This window comes from Mesorhizobium zhangyense (assembly GCF_011045115.1).
GTDB classification, from domain to species: domain Bacteria; phylum Pseudomonadota; class Alphaproteobacteria; order Rhizobiales; family Rhizobiaceae; genus Mesorhizobium_M; species Mesorhizobium_M zhangyense.
The window spans coordinates 306546-329421 of the sequence record NZ_JAAKZG010000001.1; the positions used below are offsets into that span (position 1 = coordinate 306546).

A 22876-nucleotide genomic window follows, 5' to 3' on the forward strand; every position below is an offset into this window, starting at 1 on the left:
CCGTCTACGGCCGGCTCTGCCGGGTTTCGTAAAAACTCGCTTTTTCGTCCCAGCGCGTGAGCAACTGCTGTGCCGCGCGTGGCACGGACACGGGATCATTGGCCTCCGCCTTCAGTGGCGAAAGGCTCTTTGCCGAGTCGAAACTCATCACCCAGACGAATTCCACTTCCTCGTCCGCCACGCGGCGCAGAAGCTCCATATTCTGGTAACCGGGCAGTCTCATGCCCTCGATGGCTGGTAACATCAGCGTGTCGAAAAAATGCTCATAGGCATCCGCCTTGTCCGGGGTCGTGTAGCTGCGCCAAATCCGCCTGATCATATTAAAGTCCCTCGTCATCGTGCTGCACCGCCCCCGGGAAGCAAATGCGAAGTGGTAATTTTGATTGGCCGGCGCAAGATGGAGCGCCGAAAAAAGGCAAAATTGTGCGCGGAATGCGACGTTGCGAACAATCGACCTGTCGGCACTCTTGCCTGCAAAGATTGCGTAAGCCTTGCCATTATGGCTTGGCGCGGTTGCGGATTTTTCGCGCCGCGCCTATTCAACATGCGGGCGAATGATTACCACTCGGAGACGAAAAGATGCCGGAAAAGAGTCCATTCGTGGTCGATGCCGATTGGCTTCAGGCGAAGCTCAAGACGCCGGGCATCTCGATCGTCGATGCTTCATGGTACCTGCCGGCGCAAAAGCGCGACGCGCGCGCCGAATATGATGCCGCGCATATTCCCGGCGCGGTGTTCTTTGATGTCGACATGGTCGTCGATCCTGATTCGGATCTGCCGCACATGCTGCCGCGCCCGAATGTCTTTGCCCAGCATGTCGGCTCGATGGGCATCTCCGCCGACGATACGATCGTGATCTATGACGGGCCGGGCTTCTTCTCCGCTCCGCGCGTCTGGTGGATGTTCCGGGTCATGGGCGTCTATCAGGTCTACATACTCGACGGCGGCCTGGACAGCTGGAAGGCCGCCGGGCGTCCGGTGACGTCGGAGCTGACCAAGATCGCGGGCAGCGTCTTTCATGCCGATTTCGATACTGCGCGCGTGGCTTCGCTGGCGGATATGCGGCGCACCGTGGAAAGCCACGAACGCCAGATCGCCGACGCGCGCCCCGCGGGACGTTTTACCGGGGTCGATCCGGAGCCGAGGGCTGGCATACGTTCCGGCCACATGCCGGGCGCCAGAAATGTGCCGGCTAGTTCGCTTTCGGAGAACGGACAATTTTTGCCGCTCGACCGGCTGAGAGAAAAGCTCGAAGGGGCGGGTCTCGATCTTTCGCAGCCTGTCGTCACCTCCTGCGGCTCCGGCGTCACGGCGGCCGTCATAACGCTGGCGCTGGAAAGCCTCGGCCATACCGACAACAAGCTCTACGACGGATCATGGACCGAATGGGGCGGGCTGAGCGATACGCCGGTCGTGACCGGCAAGGATTGACCATGGCGGACGAGACCCAGTCGATACCGGTAACCGTCACCTTTCTCGAAATGGGTGCGCCGCCGGTCTATTACCCGTCATTGCCGATGAACAAGCAGATCGCGCTGCTGAAGGCGCGTGCCGTGCCGTTGCATTTCTATCGCTATCTGATGGACCGGGTTGGGCGCAAATGGCAGTGGGTCAATGCGCTGCGGCTGGATGACGAGGAGCTTTCCGCCGGACTGCACCGCGAAGACCGCGACGTCCGCATCCTCTATCTCGACGGCGTGCCCGCAGGTTTCTTCGACATCAAGCCGCATCTGCCGGGAGAGGCCGAACTTGCCTATTTCGGCATGATGGAGCACGCGATGGGGCAGGGGCTCGGCCGCTGGTTCCTGGGGGCTGCGATCGAGGCAGCGTGGTCGCACAAGCCTGAACGGGTGACGGTGCAGACATGCACGATGGATCATCCTGCCGCCCTTCCGCTCTATCAGAAGCTCGGTTTCTCGCCGGTTGGCCAGAAGCAGGAGATGGTGCGCACCATGAGCTTCGCCGAGCGTTCCGCCAGCGTGATGCGGCCCTGACATCCAGATAACCGAAGCTGAACTGCTCGTTCAGGAATGCTTCAGCTTGGCTACGGCATGTTCGCGCCATCGAAACGGCTTTTTCTAGCCGCTGCTGAAGGAGACAACATACATGCTGAACCGCCGCCACTTCGCCGCCGCCATGGTCGCGCTCATAGCCTTCCCGACTTTCGCGACAGCGCAGAGCGCGATGCCTTCGGCAAATCAGATCGAGCGCAGGCTCGACGCGGCACCTGCCAGGAAGCTGCGCCGCGATCAGCGCGTGACGGTGCGCGAGTTCAAGAACCGTCCCGAACTTCGCCGCATGGCGCCGTCCATCGACATTCAGTCGATCAACTTCGCTTTCGGTTCAGCCGAGGTTCCCGATTCGCAATATGGCAAGGTCGAGAACATCGCGACGGCGCTGGAGCGTATGTTGCGCCGCCGGCCGGGCACCAAGGTGCTGATCGAAGGCCATACCGATGCGGTCGGTTCCTATGAATCGAACCAGATACTGTCCGAGCGCCGTGCAGCTTCGATGAAGCGGACACTGGTGCGCGAGTTCGGCATTCCGGCCCGGGCGCTGGAAACGGTCGGCTATGGCGAGGAATTCCTACTGGTGCAGACGCAGGCGGAAAACTGGCAGAACCGCCGCGTGACGCTCAGGCGCATAGACGATTTTCTGCGCTGACCGATACCGTTGCACTGGCAACTCTGGACCGCCGATCATGGATTCGTGATCGGCGGTTTGGCGTTTCAGGCACGGTCCTCGCAATCAGGAATCGGGTGGCTGGCAAGAGGAAGGGCACGGCATAGTGCGGGCATGATCACCTCAAGGAGTTGATGCCATGCTGCTACATTATGTTGCGCTTCCCACAGACCGCGTTCGCGCCCTTCAAGCCGGAGCCGCCGACGATTACGGCCTCGTTCCCGAGCGCCGCATTTCCGATGGCGATGGCATGCCTTGCCGCCATTGCCTGCGAAATATCGATGCTGGCAAGGAATATCTGATCCTGGCCTACAGACCGTTTCCGGCCCTGCAACCCTATGCGGAGACCGGCCCGATCTTCCTGCATGCGGAGGAATGCGAACGTTCGCCGGAAACCGACACGATCCCGTCGATGTTCAGGGCGACGCCGGATTATATCCTGCGCGGTTATGGCGAAGACGACCGTATCGTCTATGGCAGCGGGGCGGTGGTGCCGACGCATATGATCTGCGGGCGCGCCCATGAACTGCTGCAGCGGCCCGAAATCGCTTATGTCCACATGCGCTCGGCCCGCAACAATTGCTATCAATGCCGCATCGAGCGCGCCCACACGGAGGTGTGAGGGGTTGTGCAACTTTCAGTCGCAATGTCGTGATTCGACGCAATACTATTGCGTACCTATCTCAACTATACCGGAAAACCCCCGGATTTCCGGCAAAACTGAAGGTACAGCCCAAGCTTCGTAAGCACGATGGGATGGAGGAGACGTTTCGTCCGAGGCTTTGTCGCGTGGACTCCGCCGGGCAAGCGGCGGAACCGATGTCTTGCGATGAGGAGAAGTGAGATGAAAAAGTTGCTCTTTGCTTTTGCCGCAGTTCTTTTTGTTTCGGGTTCAGCACTGGCCGATGAATACCCGGTCGCTGTCGGCTCCGATTCAGCGCCGAAAACCGTCATCATGCAACGGAAACACGAGGTCATGGATCGCAACTACACGGCGATGGATCCCGGTTATGAGGTGAGGCAGAACGAGCGCGATGGTGATGCGGCCCCTGAGTCCAGGGTGCTGGCGGCCGGCCCGCTCGATCACACGACAACGGCCGCGATCGAGGCGCCGGAATATGGCCCGCATGTGAATGATCGCTACGGCGATGCACAGCCGTCGATGAGATAAGCCGGTATGCAATATGAGCCTTGGGCGACGGACGGTGTCCGTCGCCCCTTCAGCTGATCAGATCGCCATGCGGCGGTGACGGATCGAGCAGGCCAACACGGATCTGTGAAGGGACGCAACTTTCGGTCGCAGCGTCGTGATTTGCCGTTGCGCGGTCGCGTACCTACGTCAGTCGTGCCGGAAAACACTCCCGGAATTCCGGCGCATAGAAACTGAAATCCTGACCCGAGTACGAAAGCACTATGGGATGGGAAGGCGTTGTACCTTCGTCCAGCGCTTTTGCGCGTGGGTACCGCTGGCAAGCGGCGGAACCAATGTCTTGCGATGAGGAGAAGTGAGATGAAGAAGTTACTTTTTGCGTTTGCCGCTGTTGTTTTAGGTTCGGGTGCGGCTCTTGCTGACTCAGCCCCGCCGTCGGTCATCGTCAATCAGAACCATGTCGTCGTGGATCGCACGATTACCCAAAGGGATCCCGGCTATTCGGTAAGCCAGAATACGCGTGACAGCGATGCCGCGCCCGACTCGAAGGTTCTGGCGGCCGGCCCGCTCGATCGCACGACAACGGCTGCGATCGAAGCTCCGGAATATGGCCCGCACTTCAACGATCGCTACGGCGATGCACAGCCGTCGATGCGATAAGCGGCAAATATACAATTTGAACTTTGGGCTACGGGCGATGCCCACCGCTACTTTTTTGGTTCACTCAATAAAAAAACCGCCGGACGAACCGGCGGTTTTTGCGTTTGAGGAACCCGGATTCGAAATCAGGCGGCCAGAACCGCTTTCGGCTCGACCATTTCGTAGCCGAGCGCTTCGGCGACGGCGCGATTGGTGATCTTGCCCTTGTGGACATTGAGACCGTTGCGCAGATGCGGCTCGTCGATGAGCGCCTTCAGGCCCTTGTCGGCAAGCTGCAGGCCGTAATGCAGCGTCGCGTTGTTCAGTGCATGTGCCGAGGTGACAGGCACGGCGCCGGGCATGTTGGCGACGCAGTAGTGGATGACGCCGTCGACCTCATAGGTCGGGTCGGCATGGGTGGTGGCATGCGAGGTCTCGAAGCAGCCGCCCTGATCGATGGCGACATCGACCAGCACCGCGCCCTTCTTGATGCCGGACAGCATTTCGCGGGTAACGAGCTTGGGTGCTGCGGCACCCGGGATGAGCACCGCGCCGACGATGACGTCCGCCGAGAAGCATTCCTCGTCGAGCGCTTCCACCGTCGAATAGCGGGTGTGAATGCGGCCGCTGAACAGGTCGTCGAGCTGGCGCAGGCGCGGGATCGAACGGTCGAGAATAGTGACGTCGGCACCGAGGCCGACCGCCATCCGGGCCGCATGAAGGCCGACGACACCGCCGCCGATGACCGTGACCTTGCCGGGCAGAACGCCCGGAACGCCGCCCAGCAGTACGCCACGGCCGCCATTGGCCTTCTGCAGCGCGGTCGCGCCGGCCTGGATGGCGAGGCGGCCGGCAACTTCCGACATCGGCGCCAGCAGCGGCAGGCCGCCGCGATCGTCGGTTACCGTCTCGTAGGCGACGGCAGTGACGCCCGAAGCCAGCAGGCCCTTGGTCTGTTCCAGATCGGGAGCAAGGTGAAGATAAGTGTAGAGGATCTGGCCGTCGCGCAGCTGCACCCATTCGTTGGGCTGCGGTTCCTTGACCTTGACGATCATGTCCGACTTGGCAAATACGTCGGCGGCCGTCTTGGCGATGGTGGCACCCGCAGCGCGATAGGCGTTGTCATCGGCGCCGATGCCGGCGCCGGCGCCCGTCTCGACCAGAACCTCATGGCCATGGGCTGCATATTCGCGAACCGCGCCCGGTGTCAGGCCGACACGGTACTCATGATTCTTGATTTCCTTGGGGCATCCGACGCGCATTGTGTTCCTCCACTGTTTCCCGTCGATGGAATTTTTTGTATCCCTCATGAAATCACAGAATCGGCTGTGCTTGTTTGCAAATTGGGTTGCTGTTGCCGCCTGAAATCGCTATTCGTTGCGCGAAATCTCGGTATATTCGAAGGAAATACGAATAATGTCGCTCGACAGGATCGATATCGCCATTCTGGACGCTTTGCAGAAGGATGGGCGCATCCCAAATGCGGCTCTAGCCGAGAAGGTTGGCCTGTCGCAGTCGGCCTGTTCGCGCCGGCTAGACAATCTGGAAAAGAGCGGCGTCATCCGCGGCTATCACGCCCGGCTTTCCAACGCGGCGCTCGGCCATCAGATGACGGCCATCGTGCACATCTCGCTGTCGGGCCAGTTCGAGAAGACGCTTTCGGATTTCGAGGCGGCGGTGAAGCGCTGCCCCAACATCCTGTCATGCCATCTGATGTCGGGCGAATATGACTACATCCTGCGCATCGCTGCTAAGGACCTGGCCGACTACGAGCGCATCCACAAGGAATGGCTGTCGGCCATGCCGCACGTGACCAAGATCAACTCGTCCTTCGCGCTGCGCGAGATCATCGACCGCACGGCGCTCGGCATGAAGCCGGAGCTGGCGTGATCGGGTGTGCCGATATTCAGATGATGGCGGCCTGCGAACAGCAGTTTTCTGCGCTTCCGGTACTCACGTACCCAAATGTACGCTCCGTTCCGGTTCTCGAAAACCGCCGTTCTCGGCACGCCCTGATCTGAATCTCGACACACCCGAATGTGTCTTGGTCCTAAGCACTGCTTGCTTGTTTGCGGCACTGCACCATAATCGGGACGAATCGTTTTCTTCGCCCAAGCGAGCCCGATGGATCCTGCTTCCAGCCCACATCACGTCGTCGTCGTCGGTGCCGGGTTCGGCGGCCTGGAGGCTACCCGCAACCTGACCGGCGCACCCGTGCGCATCACGATCATCGACCGGCGCAACCATCACCTTTTCCAGCCGCTTCTGTATCAAGTCGCCACGACGTCGTTGGCGACGTCCGAAATCGCTTGGCCGATACGCCAATTGCTGCGCAACCGCGAGGATGTGACCACGCTTCTGGGCACCGTTACCGGCGTCGATCCGGCCGGCAAGCGGGTACTGATGGAGGACGGCGAAGCTATTCCCTACGACACGCTGGTGCTGGCAACCGGTGCGCGGCATGCCTATTTCGGCCATGACGAATGGGAGCCTTATGCGCCCGGCCTGAAGACGCTGGAGGATGCCACGACCATCCGCCGGCGCATATTGATGGCCTTCGAGAAGGCCGAGCGGGAAACCGATCCCGAACGTCGCCGCGCGCGTTTGACCTTCGTCATCATCGGCGGCGGTCCGACCGGCGTGGAACTGGCCGGCACGATCGCCGAACTGGCGCATGACACGCTGCCGCGCGAGTTCCGCAATATCGATACGCGCGAAGCCCGCGTCGTGCTGATAGAGGCCGGTGAACGCGTGCTTTCCGCCTTCGTGCCGGCGCAATCGGCCTATGCGAAAAGCGCACTCGAAAAGCTTGGCGTCGAGGTCGAGCTCGGCAGGGCGGTCTCCGAATGCAACGCGCAGGGCGTGGTCTATGGCGGGCAGCACCTGCCGGCAAAGACGATCATCTGGGCCGCAGGCGTTGCGGCGTCACCGGCGGCGGAATGGCTGGGTGCCTCTGCCGATCGCGCCGGACGGGTGATGGTGGAGCCGGACCTGACGGTCGCCGGGCACCCGGAAATCTTCGTGATCGGCGATACGGCACATGTCACGACGCCGGAAGGCAAGCCCGTTCCCGGTGTGGCGCCTGCCGCCAAGCAGCAGGGCTGGCATATTGCCGCGACGATCAAGGCGCGGTTGAAGGGCGGCAGTTCGGTGCGGCCCTTCCGCTACAAGAACGACGGCAATCTCGCCACGATCGGCAAGCGCGCGGCAGTGATCGACTTCGGCTGGATCAAGCTCAACGGGCGCATCGCCTGGTGGCTGTGGGGCCTGGCGCACATCTATTTCCTGATCGGCCTTCGCAACAGGCTTTCGGTAGCGCTGAGCTGGCTGTGGATCTACACGACGGGCCAGCGCAGCGCCCGGCTGATCACGCAGGGCTCCGCGCAGACGCCTGCAAAACCGAAATGATCGCTGATTAGCCGACAAATTGTCATCGGCGCGTCACCTGTTCCTGCTGGACTCGTAAAAAATTCGGCGCGAAACTCATTGTTTCGGCGTCGATTTTTTTCGAGATCAATCTCCAGGAGAAAACCATGTCTGAGTTGCTTCATCCCTTGTCGCGGCGGTCCTTTCTGGCAGGTGCTGCGGCAACCGGGGCCTTCGTCATGCTGCATCCGTTTTCGGCGCGAGCGCAGGCCAATCAGGCGCATCTCAGGATCATGGAAACGACCGACATCCATGTGAACGTGCTGCCCTACGACTACTATGCCGACAAGCCGAACGACACGATGGGCCTTTCCCGCACCGCTTCGCTGATCGACGCCGTGCGCAAGGAAGCGACCAATTCGATGCTGATCGACAATGGCGATCTCCTGCAGGGCAACCCGATGGGCGACTATGTCGCCTATGAGAAGGGCTTGAAGGAAGGTGACGTCCATCCCGTCATGAAGGGCATGAACCTGCTCGGCTACGAATGCTCGACGCTCGGCAATCACGAATTCAACTACGGCCTGTCCTTCATGGACAAGGTGCTGGCCGGAGCCAATTTCCCGTTCGTCTGCGCCAATCTGGTCAAGGGTACCGTGCTTGCCTCCAATCCGCGCGACGACAAGCTCTATCTCAAGCCTTACGTGATCCTCGACAAGAAGGTGAAGGACGGCGCGGGCGCGGAACATCCGATCAAGATCGGCATCATCGGCTTTGTGCCGCCGCAGATCATGATCTGGGATGCCAAGAACCTGACCGGTAACGTGCTGACGCGTGACATCGTGGAGGCGGCAAAAGCCTGGGTGCCGCAGATGAAGGAGGAGGGCGCGGACATCGTCATTGCGCTCTCGCATTCGGGCATCGACAACAAGCAGGGCGACCTGATGGAGAACGCTTCGTTCTTCCTCGCCGGCGTGGACGGCATCGATGCGGTCTTCACCGGGCATCAGCATCTCGTCTTTCCCGGCCCGAAGGACTTTCAGGGGCTGGAGGGCGTCGACGCGGCAAAAGGCACGCTGCAGGGCAAACCGGCCGTCATGGGCGGCTTCTGGGGCTCGCATATGGGCCTGATCGACCTGATGCTCGAAGCCGATGGCGGCAAATGGAAGGTCGTTTCAGCGACTTCCGAGGCGCGGCCGATCTATGAGCGCGTCGACAACAAGAACAAGGCAACGGTGGAGGACGACAAGCGCATTGTCGATGCGCTCAAGGAGGATCACGAGGCGACGCTCGCCTATGTGCGTCGGCCGGTCGGCAAGACATCCGCGCCGCTCTATTCCTATTTCGCGCTGGTCGCCGACGATCCTTCCGTTCAGATCGTCAGCCAGGCGCAGACCTGGTACATCAAGGACCTGCTGAAGGACACGCAATACAAGGACCTGCCCGTGCTTTCGGCGGCAGCACCCTTCAAGTCAGGCGGCCGCGGCGGTCCGGAGTACTATACAGACGTGCCGACCGGCGACATCGCGATCAAGAACGTCGCCGACCTCTATCTCTATCCAAACACGGTGCGGGCGGTGGAAATCACCGGCGCGCAGGTGAAGGACTGGCTGGAAATGTCGGCCGGCATTTTCAATCAGGTCGAGAAGGGCAAGGCGGACCAGCCGCTGATCAACACCGACTTCCCGTCCTATAATTTCGATGTGATCGACGGCGTCAGCTACAAGATCGATCTGTCGCAGCCGCCCAAATATGATCCGAAGGGCGCCGTCATCAACGCCGGCTCGAACCGCATCGTTGACCTGATGTTCGACGGGAAAGCCATTGATCCGGCAGCAAAATTCGTCGTCGCGACGAACAACTACCGCGCCGGCGGCGGCGGTAATTTCCCGGAGATCAACGCGTCCAAGATCATTTACGAGGCGCCGGATACCAACCGTGACGTGATCGTGCGCTACATCATCGACCAGAAGACGATCAACCCTTCCGCCGACGACAACTGGAGCTTTGCGCCGCTGGAAGGAACGTCGGTTCTGTTCGAGACCGGCCCCAAGGCAAAAGACCTGATCGCCAATGTGAAGGGCGTCAAGATCGAGCCCGCCGGCGAAGGTGCGGAAGGTTTTGGCAAATACCGCATCACGCTCTGAGGTCATCGGAATAAACAAAAAGGGCGGCAGACCGGGTCTGCCGCCCTTTGCGTTCAACTCAGTCCCGTAGGGACCGGTCGATCAGTACATCGAGTTCGCGCCGTCGCCGTAACGGTTGTTCTTGAGGCCGTTGGTGGTGGCGCCGATGCCGGCCGTGCCCGAGTAGTCGAGGCTCTTGGGCTGGCTTACAACAACCGAATTCGGAGCGGCATCGCCGTAGCGGTCGTTTTTGACACCGGTGTTGGTGGCGCCAATGGCGGCAGTGCCGGAGTAATCGATGCTCCTGGGAGCGTTGACGACGACCGAGGAAGGAGCGGCGTCGCCGTAACGGTCATTTGCGAGGGAAACGCCGGTGGTCATCAAAACGGCGGCGAGGGAAAGAATGATCTTTCTCATTTTAGTCTCCATTATTCTTGGCCGAAATTGTCTTCGGCGGAATTTTGAAGATATAAATCGTCAAGCAATTCAATATCTTCGGTTGCAAAGTGTGATTTATGTACCGGGACACTCAACTTCAAATGAAGTAACCGAGACGTAGCCGGGGAACATGGTCACAAGTTTGTGTGCCGGGGCGTGAGAGCACCCCGGATATTCATTCAACGGTTGTCGGCGCGTTCCTGAATGATCGCGGCGCGCTGCTGTTCGTTGGTCGCGCCGACCGTCGAGGAGATCGCGGCCTGTGAGGAATAATCGATATTGGCCGGCTGCTTGACGACGACGGAAACGGGCGCGGCGTCATGAGCCGTCTGGATCACCGAATTCGTATTCTGGGCAAGGGCGATACCGGAGGTCATCAAAACCGCGGTGAGTGCAATAATTGTCTTCTTCATCTGTATTCTCCAAAAGTTCGTCGTGACCGCGACAAGAGGTTTTCCGCCGGCATGGGAGGAAGATGCGCCAACCGGTATTCCGGTGGAGTCGCCAAGCTGCCGGTGATTTTGGAAATCCCTCGTGTCCGACGATCAACACGGCTCATATGGGTGAAGGCATCCGCGAAAGTAAGTCGGCTGACGATCAACAGGATGCGATCACGTGAAGGTGCCATTCACGCAAGCGTGATTCCGCTTTGAAGAATCGCTGCAGTGCGCGGAGTCGCTAGAGATGAGGCGACTGCGGTGTTAAAAAATGAGGTCGGAGGCTGGCCGGAAATTCTTCTCAGACGCCAAGAGCAGCCGAATTTCGGTCCTGATGCGGTGGCTCAAGCCTTGTAGATGACCTGCCGCACGTCGATATACTCTGCGCGGAAGCCAGCCTCGCAATAGTGGAGATAGAACTCCCAGAGCTTCTTGAAGCGGTCGTCGAAGCCGAGCGGCACGATCTTTTCCCAGGATCCCCAGAAACGCAGCCGCCATTCGGCAAGCGTGCGGGCGTAATCCTGCGGGAAGACACGCTCGCGCAGATAGGACAGGCCCTGATCGGCACCGAGCGATTTCAGGATCGCCGGTGTCGGCAGCATGCCGCCCGGAAAGACGTAGCGCTGGATGAAATCCGGCCGGCTGCGGTAGATCGAATAGGCGCTTTCGTTGATGGTGATGATCTGCATGCCGGCAGTGCCGCCGGCCTTCAGGCAGTCCTTGACCTTGCCGAAGAACACCGGCCAGTATTTTTCGCCGACGGCCTCGAACATCTCAATCGAGGCAATGCGGTCGTATTTGCCGGTTTCGTCGCGATAATCCTGCAGCTTGATCTCGACCTTGTCGGAAAGGCCGGCCTTGGCGATGCGGGCAGTGGCGAAATCATGCTGCTCGCGGCTGATGGTCAGGCCGGTGACGCGGCAGCCGATTTCGCGCGCGGCAAATTCGGCAAAGCCGCCCCAGCCACAGCCGATCTCCAGCACATGGTCCTTGGCGCGGATGCCGACATCCTTGGCCAGCGCCCGGTATTTCGCGGTCTGCGCGCTTTCAAGATCATTGGCGCCGGCCGAAAACAGCGCCGAGGAATAGGTCATGGTCGGGTCCAGCCATTCCTTGTAGAAGGCGTTGCCGAGATCGTAGTGGGCGGAAATGTTCTTCTTCGAGCCGCGGTGCGTGTTTTCGTTGAGCCAATGGCGGATGCGCTGAACCGCATTCAGCAGCCAGCTCGCACCGCCCGCCAGGCGTTCGCCGGTTTCGGAATTGACCACGAAGAGCTCGAGAAACGAGGTCACGTCCGGGCTTTCCCAATCGCCGTCCATATAGGATTCGGCAACGCCGATCGTGCCGCCGGTGAAGGCGCGGCCGGGCAGGCGCCAGTTGTTCAGCACGAGCTGTGCGTCCGGGCCGGGCGCCTTGCCGCCGACCAGGACGGCACGGCCGTCCGGCAAGGTGATCTTGAGCGTACCGCGAGCAAGGTTCATGGCCGCCGACAGCACCATGCGCGCCTTGGCCGGCAGGCCCCGCGCCACGTCGGCGAAATTGCGTTCGTCCAGCCTTATCGCGTCGTCGGATGCGGCGTGATCCTGCGTCATGTCAGATCCCCTCAGATCCCCGATTTCGTCGGCAAAGCCCACGCATGCCCTCGCATGCTGGTGGCTTTCCTCTCATTCACCGGGTTCGAACGCTCCACCATGATCACGGTAGCTGACCGTTTCAGGAGCCGGTGGGCTCCTTTTGAAACGGGCGCCCTTCAACCACAGTTTCAGCGCCTCCCAGTGGATTCCTGCCATGATCTTCCATGTCATCAAGGGAAACTTCAAGAGGCAGAGTGAAAGGGAGGCCGTACCAAGCTTTTCACGCCCCTGATCGAGAACGCTTTTCGCCGCCCGACCGACCAAAAGTCTCAACCGGTCATTTACGATCGGGTGGAGCTGATGGTGGTAGTATTGCAGGCGTTGGGGTATCGTGCCGGCATGCGCTATGTCGTTGCCGTGGTCATCGTCACTGTCTTCCTGATCTGGGATGCCACGTCCAATCAGGGCCGCTATCTGGATCATGGCGTGCGCCTGTTGCGCCACGCGATGAGCTACTTCGGCGGCTGATCGACGAAATTTCCGGCAGGCTGCGGCTGAAAGCCCTTGGCTTGAGAGATTGACGCGGGCGCGATAGCGACCCAAAAGACGCCTCGAGAATTCAGGAGGCGTACGTGATCCGGCATATCGTGTTTTTCAACGCCAGGCGTGAAGAGGATATCGCGGCTGTCCGCGACGGGCTGCGGGCGCTGGCTTCGATCCCGTATTCCGATCACTTTGAAGTGACATTCAACACCAAGGTCGATCCGCTCGGAAACGAGATCGACGTGGTGGTCTATGCCGAATTCGCCGACGAGGCAGCGCTGGCGGCGTACAAGGCGCATCCGACCTATGATGCGACGACGCGAAAGGTGCGGCCGCTGCGCGAATTGCGTTTCTCGGCCGACGTCGTGGCCGAACGCGCCTGACGGCGTCGGTTCAGGCTGCTTCGCTACGCAGAATCGCCTGTTCGTGGTCCGAGGGGCGGTGCCCTCTTAGATAGAGCGCGCAAGTGGTGCGCAGCATGGACGCGAAGTTCGGTATTTCGCCGTTTATCTCGATCGCCTCGTCGTAAAGCTTCGATATGAATTTCGGCGTCGTCAGCCCCTGGCCGTCGGCGATCTCGTCCAGCAGCGCCCAGAACGTCGCTTCAAGCTGGATGCTGGTCGAGTGGCCGCCGATGCGAATCGAGCGGTTGATCTGGCGATAGCCTTCCGGATCCTGTCCGGCAAAAACCCTGCACATCTCTCATTCCTCCCGGTTTTTCTTGGTTTTGGCGGCGCTTGCGCCCGCTGATGGTATATTCGACGGAAATGCAGATCGCCGCAATCGAACTTTGGTGCCTAGCGTGATTGTGACCGGCGATCAATTTCCTGCGTGGTAACGGGCTGCCACCAACTTGGATGCACCGCGCTCATAATCCGATTCACATCGAAGGCGTAACGGATTGCGGGGACAGATTTGGCCAAAGCGATACACATGATGATCCGGGTTCTTGAAGAAACCCGGTCCGTGGAATTCTACAAACAGGCATTCGGGCTCGAAATCGCCGACAGGCTGGATTTCGAGACCTTTACGCTCGTCTATCTGCGCAACGCCGAGGCCGACTTAGAGGTCGAACTCACCATCAACAAAGGCCGCGAGGAACCTTACGCGCTGGGCGATGGCTACGGCCATATCGCCTTCTGCGTCGATCATCTCGACGTCGAGCATGCCCGTTTTGAGGCGCTCGGCCTCGCTCCTCGCAAAATCGTCGAATTCAACCGGGAGGGCGCTTTGCTCGCCCGGTTCTTCTTCGTCGCCGATCCGGACGGCTACCAGATCGAGGTGCTGCAACGGCACGGCCGCTACAAATAGGGACGGGGTGATCCGCACTCGGGAGGAGTGCGGCCCAGCCAGCAACGGCGCCTTCAGGCGCAAAGCAAGCAAGGGAGGAACAAAATGGTCACGATCCATGAAGGCAGGCCCGGCCTGTCGCGACGTGAGCTGCTGAAACGCGGCGGCGTGGGCGCTGCGCTACTGGTCATCAGCGGCAGCGCGGTCATCAGCCCGCAGCATGCCTGGGGGCTCGAAACGACGGCCCTCAAGCCCGAGACGATGGCAACGCTGATCCAGATGGCGCGCGACATCTATCCGCACGACCAGGTGCCGGACAAATATTACGCCATCGCCGTCAAGAGCCATGACGAGGCGGCCGGTAAGGATGCCGCGCACAAGGAACTCATCGAAAAAGGCATTGCCGATCTCGACCAGAAGGCGGGCGCCGGGGGCTATGCCGGGCTCGGCTGGGAGGAGGAGCGGGTGAAGCTTCTGCAGGGTATCGAGGACACGCCGTTCTTCCAGGCGGTCCGGGGCGGGCTCGTCGTCGGTCTCTACAATCAAAAGGAGATCTGGCCAATCTTCGGCTATGAGGGCGAGTCCTACTCCAAGGGAGGCTATATCGCGCGCGGCTTCGACGACATTGAGTGGCTATAGAGCTCGTTTCGTCAAGCCATTGCAATTATTGACCTTTGGGAGGAAACCATGGTCGCGAAATATGATCTGAACGATGACAAGGTCGTCGTAATCATCGGCTCCGGCGCCGGCGGCGGCACGCTCGGCAACGAACTCGCCCAGAAGGGCATCGACGTAGTGATACTCGAAGCCGGCAATCGTTACGAATATGCGGATTTTATCAATGACGAATGGGATAGCTTTGCCCAGCTCTCCTGGGGTGATCCGCGCACCGCTTCAGGTGGCTGGCGCGTCGCCAAGGATTTTTCGGGCCTTCCAGCCTGGATCGTCAAGGCTGTCGGTGGAACCACAACCCATTGGGCCGGCGCATCGCTTCGCCTGCAGGAGCATGAATTCAAGGCGCTGACCCATTACGGCAAGATCGAGGGTGCGAACCTGCTTGACTGGCCACTGACGCTGGCGGAACTGGAGCCATACTACGCCAAGGCCGAAGACAAGATGGGCGTGACCCGCACCAACGGCATCGAAGGCCTGCCGGGAAACAACAATTTCAAGATCCTGAAGGCCGGCGCCGACGCGCTTGGCTACAAGGAATGCCACACCGGCAATATGGCGATCAATTCGGCAGAGCGTGACGGCCGCATGGCCTGCCAGCAGACTGGGTTCTGCTTCCAAGGCTGCAAATGGGGCGCGAAATGGTCGACGCTCTATACGGAAATCCCCAAGGGCGAAGAAACCGGCAAGCTGGAGGTTCGCCCCAACAGCCATGTCGTCAAGATCGAGCACGACGACAGCGGCAAGGTGACGAGCGTCGTCTACGCCGACAAGGACGGCAAGCTGCAAAGCCAGAAGGCGCGCATCGTCTGCGTCGCCGGCAATTCTATCGAGAGCCCGCGGCTGCTGCTTAACTCGGCATCTTCGAAGTTTCCTGACGGGCTTGCCAATTCGTCGGGGCAGGTGGGCAAGAACTACATGCGCCACACCACCGGCTCGGTCTACGCCATCTTCGACAAGCCGGTGCATATGTATCGCGGCACGACCATGGCCGGAATCGTACGGGACGAAGCAAAGCACGATCCTTCGCGCGGCTTCGTCGGCGGGTATGAGCTGGAGACGCTGGCGCTCGGGCTGCCCTTCATGGCCGCCTTCCTCAATCCAGGCGGGTGGGGCCGAGGGTTCACCACGGCGCTCGACCACTACGACCATATGGCCGGCATGTGGATCGTCGGCGAGGACATGCCGCAGGAACAGAACGCCGTGAAACTGCATGGCGAGATGAAAGACAAATACGCCATGCCGATCCCCGATGTCTGGTTTACCGACCATCCCAATGACGATGCCATGCGCAACCATGCCTACAAGCAGGGCATGGCCATGTATGACGCTGTGGGTGCAACGCGGACCTTCCCGACGCCGCCATATCCCTCCACGCACAATCTCGGCACCAACCGCATGAGCGAGAAGGCGTTGGATGGCGTAGTCAACAAGTTCGGCCAGACGCACGACATCAAGAACCTGTTCGTGTCGGACGGCAGCCAGTTCACCACCGGCGGTGCGGAAAACCCGACGCTGACCATCGTGACGCTGGCAATCCGGCAGGCAGATCACATCGCCAAGGAAATGGCGGCAAAGAACATCTAGGACGACCTCCCCGAGACCCTGCCTCCGGCGTGGAATGTCTTTCGACATTCTGCGCCGGATTTTTTGTGCGCAAGCTGTGCCAAAAATGGATGCATAGGTCGTGTCTGCGTAGAATTTGTGCATCGCACAATATCGATTGCACTAATATAACCCATAGTTGTGCATGAACGATCGCGCCCAATGTCACTGTGATCTATTCTATCCATTTGAAAATTATAGGATAATCGTATCTCGTCTGAATCGAGCGTTAGTTGGCACGGCGATTGCATTGCTTCTTGCGTGCGAGTCGCGGGGGGCTCGCATGCCAGTTTCGGGATTTCATCCCACATTCGTTGCCTTCGAGGGGAAGGCGCTCGACCGGAGCGCGGCGTTACGATCGCGCCCGGTCGAGCCAGCTATCTGGGACTTGCTGCCCGCCCACATGGACATTGCGCACAAAGCCTTTATTCATGTCGGGCAGGGCGCTTTGCCCCAACAGGCAGAAAATGCTCAGACCGCAGAAAATCCCGATCAGCCAGATCTATGTGCCAACGGAGCGCCGCAAGACGTTGCATCCGGATACGGTGCGGGTGATTGCCGAGAGCATCGTCGAAAACGGTCAGCAGACGCCGATACAGGTGCGTTTCGACGGCAAGCGCTACATCCTCGTCGAAGGGCTGCACCGGCTTGAAGCGGTGAAATGGCTCGGCGAGACGACGATCGATGGCTACATCGTGCAGGCCAAGCGGCACTAGGGGCCTTTTTGCGTCACCGAAGCGAATTCTGAAAGGTCTCTTAAATCCTAGCCGTGACGGCCCTTCGCCACCTCCTGAGTCAGCGTGGTGATGAAGCGCTTGGTGCGCTCGCGCTGCGGATTGTCGAAGACCTCCCGCGCCGGGCCGGTTTCGACTACCAAGCCGGCATCCAGAAACACGACTTCGTTGGCGATGGATGAAGCAAGACGAAGGTCATGCGTGGCCATGACCATGGTCGTGCCTTCCCTGGCGAGGTCACTCAGAACGTCGACTACCTCCTGAGCGAGTTCCGGGTCGAGCGCCGATGTAGGCTCATCGCAGAGCAGAACCTTGGGCGAGGGCGCGAGCGCGCGGGCAATCGCGACGCGCTGCTGCTGACCGCCCGAAAGCGTGGCCGGCCAGGCATCGGCCTTGTGGGCCATGCCGACCTTTTCCAGAAGTGCCGCTGCGCGCTCTCGCGCCTTGGCCTCCGGCCATTTGAGGACGGTGGTCAGAGCCTCCATGACGTTTTCGATTGCGGTGCGGTGGGGGAAAAGCTGGAAATTCTGGAACACCATGCCGGTCTGGCGGCGCAGGCGCTGGATCGCGGCAGTAGTGACCTTCTGGCCGGGATGGAACTCCAGCCGGTCGTTGCCGATGCGCACCGCGCCTGACGTCGGTATTTCCAGAAGGTTGATGCAGCGCAGAAGCGTGCTCTTGCCGCCGCCCGACGGGCCGACGAGGGCCGTCACGGTGCCTTCCCTGATGGCGACGGAGACGCCCTTGAGGACCATCAGATCGCCGAACTGCTTTTCGATGTTTTCCAGACCGATCATGACCGTGCCTCGATAAAGCCACCATAGCGTCCGAGGCGGTGTTCGAGCCGGGACTGAAGTTGTGACAGGATGGAGCTCAACGCCAGATAGATGAGTGCCGCCTCGACATAGAGGATCAGTGGTTCGTAGGTGGTTGCGACGATGCGCTGGGCTGCCTGGAACAGTTCGGGCACGGTGATGGCTGCGGCAAGCGACGTGTCCTTGACCAGCGAAATGAAGGTGTTCGACAGCGGCGGCACGGCGACGCGGGCGGCCTGCGGCAGGATGGTTCGGCGCATGGCCTGCGACCACGTCATGCCGATCGAATAGGCCGCTTCCCACTGGCCCTTCGGCACGGAGCCGATGACGGCACGGATGATCTCGGACGTGTAGGCCCCGACATTCAGCGTGAAGCCGATCAATGCGGCTGGGAAGGCATCGAGCACGATACCGACGCTGGGCAGGCCGTAGAAGATCAGGAAAAGCTGCACCAGAAGCGGCGTGCCGCGGATGATCCAGACATAGAAGCGCACGATCGCGACAAGCGGCGCGGGGCCGAACAGCCGGATGATGGCCACGATCAAACCGAGCGTGAGGCCAAGGGCGAAGGACAAAAGCGTGAGCGGGGCCGAAAACACGACAGCCGCCCATAGAAGCGGCCCGAGCGAATCCAGCATCAATTGAAGCCAGTGGGGCAAGGTATGTTCCTCCGGTCCCTACTTAAATTTCTCGGGAGCCAAGGTGCGGCTCGCGGATATGATCTAATTGCCGGGAAAGGTTGCAGGTTTTTCGCAAAAGATCATGCGCAAAATGAAAGGCGGACCGGCCTGCCGGCCGATCCGCCTCATTGCACGCGATGCGACTACTTCGAGACGTCCTGTCCGAAATATTTGTCGGAGATTTTCTGGTAGGTGCCGTCCGACTGGATTTCCTTCAGCGCCGCATTGATGGCCTCGAGCAGTTCGGGCTCGCCCTTGCGGATGATGACGCCGGAATAGTCGGCTTTGTCTTCGGTTGCAGCGATTTTCACGTTGGCGTCGGGCTTGTGCTTCTTGAAGTCGAGGAAGGACAGGCTGTCGTTGACAGTGGCGTCGGCGCGGCCGTTGAGCACGAGCTGGATCGACTGATCGAAGCCGTCGGTGCCGACCAAAGCCGCCCCCGAGGCCTCGGCGAGCTTGCCGAAATTGCTGGTCAGCGACTGTGCCGACTTCTTGCCCTTGAGATCGGCAAACGTCTTTATCTCCTCATTGTCGCCGCGCACGATCAGCGCGGCCTTGGAGGCGATGTAAGGCTCGGAGAAATCGTATTTCTGCTTGCGTGCGTCGGTGATGCCGACCTGATTGATGACGGCGTCATAACGGTTGGCGTCGAGACCGGCGATCAGGCCGTCCCAGCGGCCTTCGAGGAACTCAGCCTTCACGCCGAGGCGCTTGGCGATTTCCTCGCCGATTTCAACGTCGAAGCCGACGAGCTTGCCCGACGTATCGTGGTAGGTGAAGGGCGCATAGGTGCCTTCCGTGCCGATCTTGAAGACGCCGGCGCTCTTGACCTGTTCGAGGTTGGAGCCGGCATGGCCGGGAGCGAGCGCCAGAAGCTGCAAGGCACCGGCGACGAGCAGCGTGTTCAACCATTTCATGGTGTTTGATCCTGAAGTTTCCCGGCCCTTTGGCCGATCAATTGCGAAGAACCTGCAGATTGTCAGAACGATAACACGAATGGAACGCGAATATTTTTCCAAGGAACGTGATTTGTAAAACCCTGATCCTGATATGATGGATTCTCTGAAATGAAATTGCGTGAAGTCTGACCGCAATTGACCCATGCGAAAATTACATGACCCTGGCAGTCGTCGGCTTGACCGGCAATTCGGCTGATGAAAACCAGACGTCGCGGTATATCGCGGTGGCGGTTTCGTCCGGCGCCTTGTCGGCGGTCAGCCATAGCGAGCGCGTTCGGGCCGCTTCCCGCTTGCCTGGCACCTTTGTGCAGCCTTCCGTGCTCGAAGCGCCGACGCAGGGAATGAACCACGACGGCATCAACGGTTTCACCGAGAAGCCGGTGGCCACGCGCCGGACCAAAAGCGCAACGCCGACTTCTTCCGCCGGCCGCCATGGAAAGATCATGCGCCCGTCGGGGCGCAACGCCTGCAACCAAGATGGTGGCGGGCAGGCGACACCGGCGTTGACGTAGATCAGGTCGCATTGCGGGATCGGCAGGACCGTGGCGTCTCCCACGATGACGGACGCATTCTCGAAGGGTTCCAGATTTTGGCGAGCCTGGCGCGCAAGATCCGGTTCCAGCTCGAAAGCGTCGACCTTTCCGCCCGGCAGAACCAGCACCGACATCATGGCGGTGTAGTAGCCGGTGCCGGTGCCTATGTGACAGACGGTTTCGCCGGGCTGCGGCGCAACCGCGCCGAGCCAGGCGGCGTGAAGATAGGGTTCGCCATTGTTGATGCCCTTGTCCGCATCGAGTGCGACGAGTGCATTCTGATAGAGGTAGATGGGGTCGGCGCTCGGCGTTTGGACATAGTGGCGGTGGTTCACCATGATCTTCCACGGTCCGGGCGGCATGAAGGCCTCGCGCGGCACCAGTTCGAACACCCGCTCCAGCCTGGGGTCGCTGGAATTGCTCGCGGCAAACATCAAGCTTGCATAGAAGGCGCGTACTTCGTCGAGATTCTTGCCTTTCCGCATGCCGGTTCGCCTCCTCGCGAATGATATTACGCAGGCAGACCGGCGGCGCGTCAACGCCGAACCCTTTATGAAAGCTCGATAAGTTGAATGCTGCACACTGATTTTGCTGTGTTATTCTTCAGTTGGCTGGAGCGATTCGGCCAATCATCATCAGAGTGAATCAGTTGTTCGAGTGAGTGCAAGCGAAGCCGCAAGGCTGGCGCAAGCAAGCGCGCTCACTCTCTGCGTTGAAGTTTTGTTGCTGTTCCTTGTGTTTGGGCGAAACGGGCAAGGGGAAAGCCGGATGCAGCACGTTATCGAAGACAGTCTTAAGCCGCGCCTGACCGAACGTGTGGATATTCTCACGGCGGTCAACATTCTGCGGTCGCGCGGCTATCGCAATGAAGACCTGATCGCCGAGATCACGAGATTGTTTTACGTCGATCTCGACGAATACAACGACGTCGTGCAACTCAGCGCGTAACGGCGGACCAAAAACCGCGACAGATCACCGTGAGGCGAAGCCTCACAGCGGGATGTTGTCGTGCTTCTTCCAGGGATTCTGCAAATCCTTGTTGCGCAGCATGCGCAGCGCTCGCGCGACACGTCGGCGCGTCGAATGCGGCATGATCACCTCGTCGATATAACCGCGCTCGGCGGCAACGAAAGGCGACAGGAAGCGATCCTCGTAAGCCTTTGTGTGGGCTGCGATTTTCTCGGCGTCACCGATATCCTTGCGATAGATGATCTCGACCGCGCCCTTGGCGCCCATGACGGCGATCTGCGCTGTCGGCCAAGCATAGTTCATGTCGCCGCGAAGGTGCTTCGACGCCATGACGTCATAGGCGCCGCCATAGGCTTTTCGCGTGATGACGGTGATCTTGGGCACGGTCGCTTCGGCATAGGCAAACAGCAGCTTTGCGCCGTGCTTGATCAACCCGCCATATTCCTGCGCAGTGCCGGGCAGGAAGCCGGGCACGTCGACGAAGGTGACGATCGGAATGTTGAAGCAGTCGCAGAAGCGGACGAAGCGCGCGGCCTTGCGGCTGGCATCCGAATCCAGCACGCCTGCCAGCACCATCGGCTGATTGGCGACGAAACCGACGGTGCGGCCTTCGATGCGGCCGAAACCGGTGACGATGTTCTTGGCAAAGCTAGGCTGAATCTCAAAGAAATCGCCTTCGTCGGCGGTCTTCAGGATCAATTCCTTGATGTCGTAGGGCTTGTTGGCGTTGTCCGGGATCAGCCGGTCGAGCGACAGATCATGATCGGTGACAGACTGGAAGCACTCGATTTCCGGGAGTTCGGCGGTGTTTGAAGCCGGCAGGAAGTCGACCAGACGGCGCATCTGCAGCAGCGTCTCGACATCGTTGTCGTAAGCGCCATCGGCGATCGAGGATTTCGTCGTGTGGATCGAAGCGCCGCCGAGGCTTTCGGCCGTCACGGTCTCGTTGGTGACGGTCTTCACCACATCCGGGCCGGTGACGAACATGTAGGAGGTGTCGCGCACCATGAAGATGAAGTCGGTCATGGCCGGCGAATAGACGTCGCCGCCCGCACATGGCCCCATGATGACGGAGATTTGCGGGATGACGCCCGAGGCGAGCACGTTGCGCTGGAAGATTTCGGCATAGCCACCGAGTGCGGCGACGCCTTCCTGGATGCGTGCGCCGCCGGCATCGTAGAGGCCGATAATCGGCGCGCGGTTGCGCAGGGCCATGTCCTGCACCTTGTGCACCTTCTCGGCATGCGCCTCGGACAGCGAGCCGCCGAAAACCGTGAAATCCTTGGCGAAGAGATAGACTGGCCGGCCATTGACCGTTCCCCAGCCGGTTACGACGCCGTCACCGGCGATCTTGGTGCCTTCCATGCCGAAATCGGTCGAGCGATGCTCGACATACATGTCGAATTCCTCGAACGAGCCTTCGTCGAGAAAAATCTCGATGCGTTCGCGGGCGGTGAGCTTGCCCTTCTTGTGCTGGGCGGCAATGCGCGCGGGGCCGCCGCCGGCGCGGGCCATTTCGCGGCGGCGCTCAAGTTCCTTCAGCACATCTTTCATGACGAACGTTTCCCCGGGGCAAGTGTTTTGCCAGCGGTGTTAGCACGACAGTCGGCGAGCGCAAATATCGGGTCTGCCGCAGCCGCGCTAACCGGATGTGCGTGGGATCG

Annotated in this window: 28 protein-coding genes; 16 read left to right on the plus strand and 12 right to left on the minus strand. The window is 60.2% G+C overall.

Annotated elements, in window-relative coordinates:
* Positions 1-4: 4 nt before the first annotated feature.
* Positions 5-319: an antibiotic biosynthesis monooxygenase family protein gene (locus G6N74_RS01475; RefSeq protein WP_165113506.1), complete on the minus strand. Its 315-nt coding sequence runs from the start codon at positions 317-319 to the stop codon at positions 5-7.
* Between the two features lie 260 nt (positions 320-579).
* Between G6N74_RS01475 and sseA the strand changes: the two genes are divergently transcribed.
* The 6 genes from sseA to G6N74_RS01505 all read left to right on the plus strand — a co-directional run bounded on the left by sseA (position 580) and on the right by G6N74_RS01505 (position 4492).
* Positions 580-1431: a 3-mercaptopyruvate sulfurtransferase gene (gene sseA / locus G6N74_RS01480; RefSeq protein ID WP_165113508.1), complete on the plus strand. Its 852-nt coding sequence runs from the start codon at positions 580-582 to the stop codon at positions 1429-1431.
* Between the two features lie 2 nt (positions 1432-1433).
* On the plus strand, positions 1434-1994 hold the full coding sequence (locus G6N74_RS01485; RefSeq protein ID WP_165113510.1) for a GNAT family N-acetyltransferase: 561 nt from the start codon (positions 1434-1436) through the stop codon (positions 1992-1994).
* 112 nt (positions 1995-2106) lie between these two features.
* Positions 2107-2664 (plus strand): OmpA family protein, encoded by a 558-nt coding sequence (locus G6N74_RS01490; protein WP_165113512.1) that lies wholly within the window; start codon positions 2107-2109, stop codon positions 2662-2664.
* Positions 2665-2821: 157 nt separating this feature from the next.
* Entirely contained in the window at positions 2822-3304 is a 483-nt protein-coding gene (locus G6N74_RS01495; protein WP_165113514.1) for a DUF1203 domain-containing protein, read from the plus strand.
* A gap of 222 nt (positions 3305-3526) precedes the next feature.
* A complete protein-coding gene (locus tag G6N74_RS01500) occupies positions 3527-3853 on the plus strand; it encodes a hypothetical protein (protein ID WP_165113516.1) in 327 nt (108 codons plus the stop codon).
* Positions 3854-4192: 339 nt separating this feature from the next.
* Positions 4193-4492, plus strand: coding sequence for a hypothetical protein (locus tag G6N74_RS01505; RefSeq protein WP_165113518.1), 300 nt, complete (start codon positions 4193-4195; stop codon positions 4490-4492).
* A 125-nt stretch (positions 4493-4617) separates the two neighbouring features.
* Here the strand turns inward: G6N74_RS01505 and ald are convergent, their stop codons facing one another.
* The gene (gene ald, locus G6N74_RS01510; RefSeq protein ID WP_165113520.1) at positions 4618-5733 is read right to left on the minus strand and encodes an alanine dehydrogenase; all 1116 of its coding nucleotides are present in this window, start codon (positions 5731-5733) and stop codon (positions 4618-4620) included.
* 154 nt (positions 5734-5887) lie between these two features.
* Between ald and G6N74_RS01515 the strand changes: the two genes are divergently transcribed.
* From G6N74_RS01515 to G6N74_RS01525, 3 genes are all read left to right on the plus strand, one after another.
* The gene (locus tag G6N74_RS01515) at positions 5888-6361 is read left to right on the plus strand and encodes an Lrp/AsnC family transcriptional regulator (RefSeq protein ID WP_091913484.1); all 474 of its coding nucleotides are present in this window, start codon (positions 5888-5890) and stop codon (positions 6359-6361) included.
* 234 nt (positions 6362-6595) lie between these two features.
* On the plus strand, positions 6596-7879 hold the full coding sequence (locus G6N74_RS01520) for an NAD(P)/FAD-dependent oxidoreductase (RefSeq protein WP_165113522.1): 1284 nt from the start codon (positions 6596-6598) through the stop codon (positions 7877-7879).
* 125 nt (positions 7880-8004) lie between these two features.
* Positions 8005-9984, plus strand: a complete 1980-nt coding sequence (locus tag G6N74_RS01525; protein ID WP_165113524.1) for a bifunctional 2',3'-cyclic-nucleotide 2'-phosphodiesterase/3'-nucleotidase — start codon at positions 8005-8007, stop codon at positions 9982-9984.
* 81 nt (positions 9985-10065) lie between these two features.
* On the opposite strand, the gene G6N74_RS01530 is transcribed toward G6N74_RS01525, so the two are convergent.
* The 4 genes from G6N74_RS01530 to G6N74_RS30645 form a co-directional block, all read right to left on the minus strand.
* Positions 10066-10380: a hypothetical protein gene (locus G6N74_RS01530; protein WP_165113526.1), complete on the minus strand. Its 315-nt coding sequence runs from the start codon at positions 10378-10380 to the stop codon at positions 10066-10068.
* Positions 10381-10580: 200 nt separating this feature from the next.
* Positions 10581-10814 (minus strand): hypothetical protein, encoded by a 234-nt coding sequence (locus tag G6N74_RS01535; protein ID WP_165113528.1) that lies wholly within the window; start codon positions 10812-10814, stop codon positions 10581-10583.
* A 368-nt stretch (positions 10815-11182) separates the two neighbouring features.
* Positions 11183-12430 carry an SAM-dependent methyltransferase gene (locus G6N74_RS01540; RefSeq protein WP_165113530.1) on the minus strand — a complete coding sequence of 416 codons (1248 nt, stop codon included), beginning with the start codon at positions 12428-12430 and terminating at the stop codon, positions 11183-11185.
* Positions 12431-12502: 72 nt separating this feature from the next.
* Positions 12503-12745 (minus strand): DUF1365 family protein, encoded by a 243-nt coding sequence (locus G6N74_RS30645; RefSeq protein ID WP_376767673.1) that lies wholly within the window; start codon positions 12743-12745, stop codon positions 12503-12505.
* 27 nt (positions 12746-12772) lie between these two features.
* Between G6N74_RS30645 and G6N74_RS30650 the strand changes: the two genes are divergently transcribed.
* Together G6N74_RS30650 and G6N74_RS01550 are read left to right on the plus strand one after the other, a co-directional pair.
* Positions 12773-12940, plus strand: coding sequence for a hypothetical protein (locus G6N74_RS30650; RefSeq protein WP_246245605.1), 168 nt, complete (start codon positions 12773-12775; stop codon positions 12938-12940).
* Positions 12941-13044: 104 nt separating this feature from the next.
* Positions 13045-13338, plus strand: a complete 294-nt coding sequence (locus G6N74_RS01550) for a Dabb family protein (protein ID WP_165113534.1) — start codon at positions 13045-13047, stop codon at positions 13336-13338.
* A 10-nt stretch (positions 13339-13348) separates the two neighbouring features.
* Here the strand turns inward: G6N74_RS01550 and G6N74_RS01555 are convergent, their stop codons facing one another.
* Positions 13349-13654: a ribbon-helix-helix domain-containing protein gene (locus G6N74_RS01555; protein WP_165113536.1), complete on the minus strand. Its 306-nt coding sequence runs from the start codon at positions 13652-13654 to the stop codon at positions 13349-13351.
* 216 nt (positions 13655-13870) lie between these two features.
* Between G6N74_RS01555 and G6N74_RS01560 the strand changes: the two genes are divergently transcribed.
* The 4 genes from G6N74_RS01560 to G6N74_RS01575 all read left to right on the plus strand — a co-directional run bounded on the left by G6N74_RS01560 (position 13871) and on the right by G6N74_RS01575 (position 17238).
* On the plus strand, positions 13871-14266 hold the full coding sequence (locus G6N74_RS01560) for a VOC family protein (RefSeq protein WP_165113538.1): 396 nt from the start codon (positions 13871-13873) through the stop codon (positions 14264-14266).
* 84 nt (positions 14267-14350) lie between these two features.
* Positions 14351-14884, plus strand: a complete 534-nt coding sequence (locus tag G6N74_RS01565; RefSeq protein WP_165113540.1) for a twin-arginine translocation signal domain-containing protein — start codon at positions 14351-14353, stop codon at positions 14882-14884.
* A 48-nt stretch (positions 14885-14932) separates the two neighbouring features.
* On the plus strand, positions 14933-16504 hold the full coding sequence (locus G6N74_RS01570; protein WP_165113542.1) for a GMC family oxidoreductase: 1572 nt from the start codon (positions 14933-14935) through the stop codon (positions 16502-16504).
* Between the two features lie 485 nt (positions 16505-16989).
* Positions 16990-17238 (plus strand): ParB N-terminal domain-containing protein, encoded by a 249-nt coding sequence (locus tag G6N74_RS01575; protein ID WP_165113544.1) that lies wholly within the window; start codon positions 16990-16992, stop codon positions 17236-17238.
* A gap of 47 nt (positions 17239-17285) precedes the next feature.
* Here G6N74_RS01575 and G6N74_RS01580 read toward each other — a convergent pair whose 3' ends face one another.
* The 4 genes from G6N74_RS01580 to G6N74_RS01595 form a co-directional block, all read right to left on the minus strand.
* Entirely contained in the window at positions 17286-18053 is a 768-nt protein-coding gene (locus G6N74_RS01580) for an amino acid ABC transporter ATP-binding protein (RefSeq protein WP_165113546.1), read from the minus strand.
* On the minus strand, positions 18050-18730 hold the full coding sequence (locus G6N74_RS01585; protein ID WP_165113548.1) for an amino acid ABC transporter permease: 681 nt from the start codon (positions 18728-18730) through the stop codon (positions 18050-18052). Before G6N74_RS01585 ends, G6N74_RS01580 begins: the two co-directional genes overlap by 4 nt.
* 164 nt (positions 18731-18894) lie before the next feature.
* Positions 18895-19668, minus strand: coding sequence for an amino acid ABC transporter substrate-binding protein (locus tag G6N74_RS01590; protein WP_165113550.1), 774 nt, complete (start codon positions 19666-19668; stop codon positions 18895-18897).
* Positions 19669-19861: 193 nt separating this feature from the next.
* Positions 19862-20728 carry a protein-L-isoaspartate O-methyltransferase family protein gene (locus G6N74_RS01595; protein WP_165113552.1) on the minus strand — a complete coding sequence of 289 codons (867 nt, stop codon included), beginning with the start codon at positions 20726-20728 and terminating at the stop codon, positions 19862-19864.
* 283 nt (positions 20729-21011) lie between these two features.
* Here G6N74_RS01595 and G6N74_RS01600 point away from each other — a divergent pair, with 283 nt between their 5' ends.
* Entirely contained in the window at positions 21012-21191 is a 180-nt protein-coding gene (locus G6N74_RS01600) for a hypothetical protein (RefSeq protein ID WP_091913509.1), read from the plus strand.
* Between the two features lie 42 nt (positions 21192-21233).
* Here G6N74_RS01600 and G6N74_RS01605 read toward each other — a convergent pair whose 3' ends face one another.
* Positions 21234-22766 carry an acyl-CoA carboxylase subunit beta gene (locus tag G6N74_RS01605; protein ID WP_091913511.1) on the minus strand — a complete coding sequence of 511 codons (1533 nt, stop codon included), beginning with the start codon at positions 22764-22766 and terminating at the stop codon, positions 21234-21236.
* Between the last annotated feature and the right edge of the window lie 110 nt (positions 22767-22876).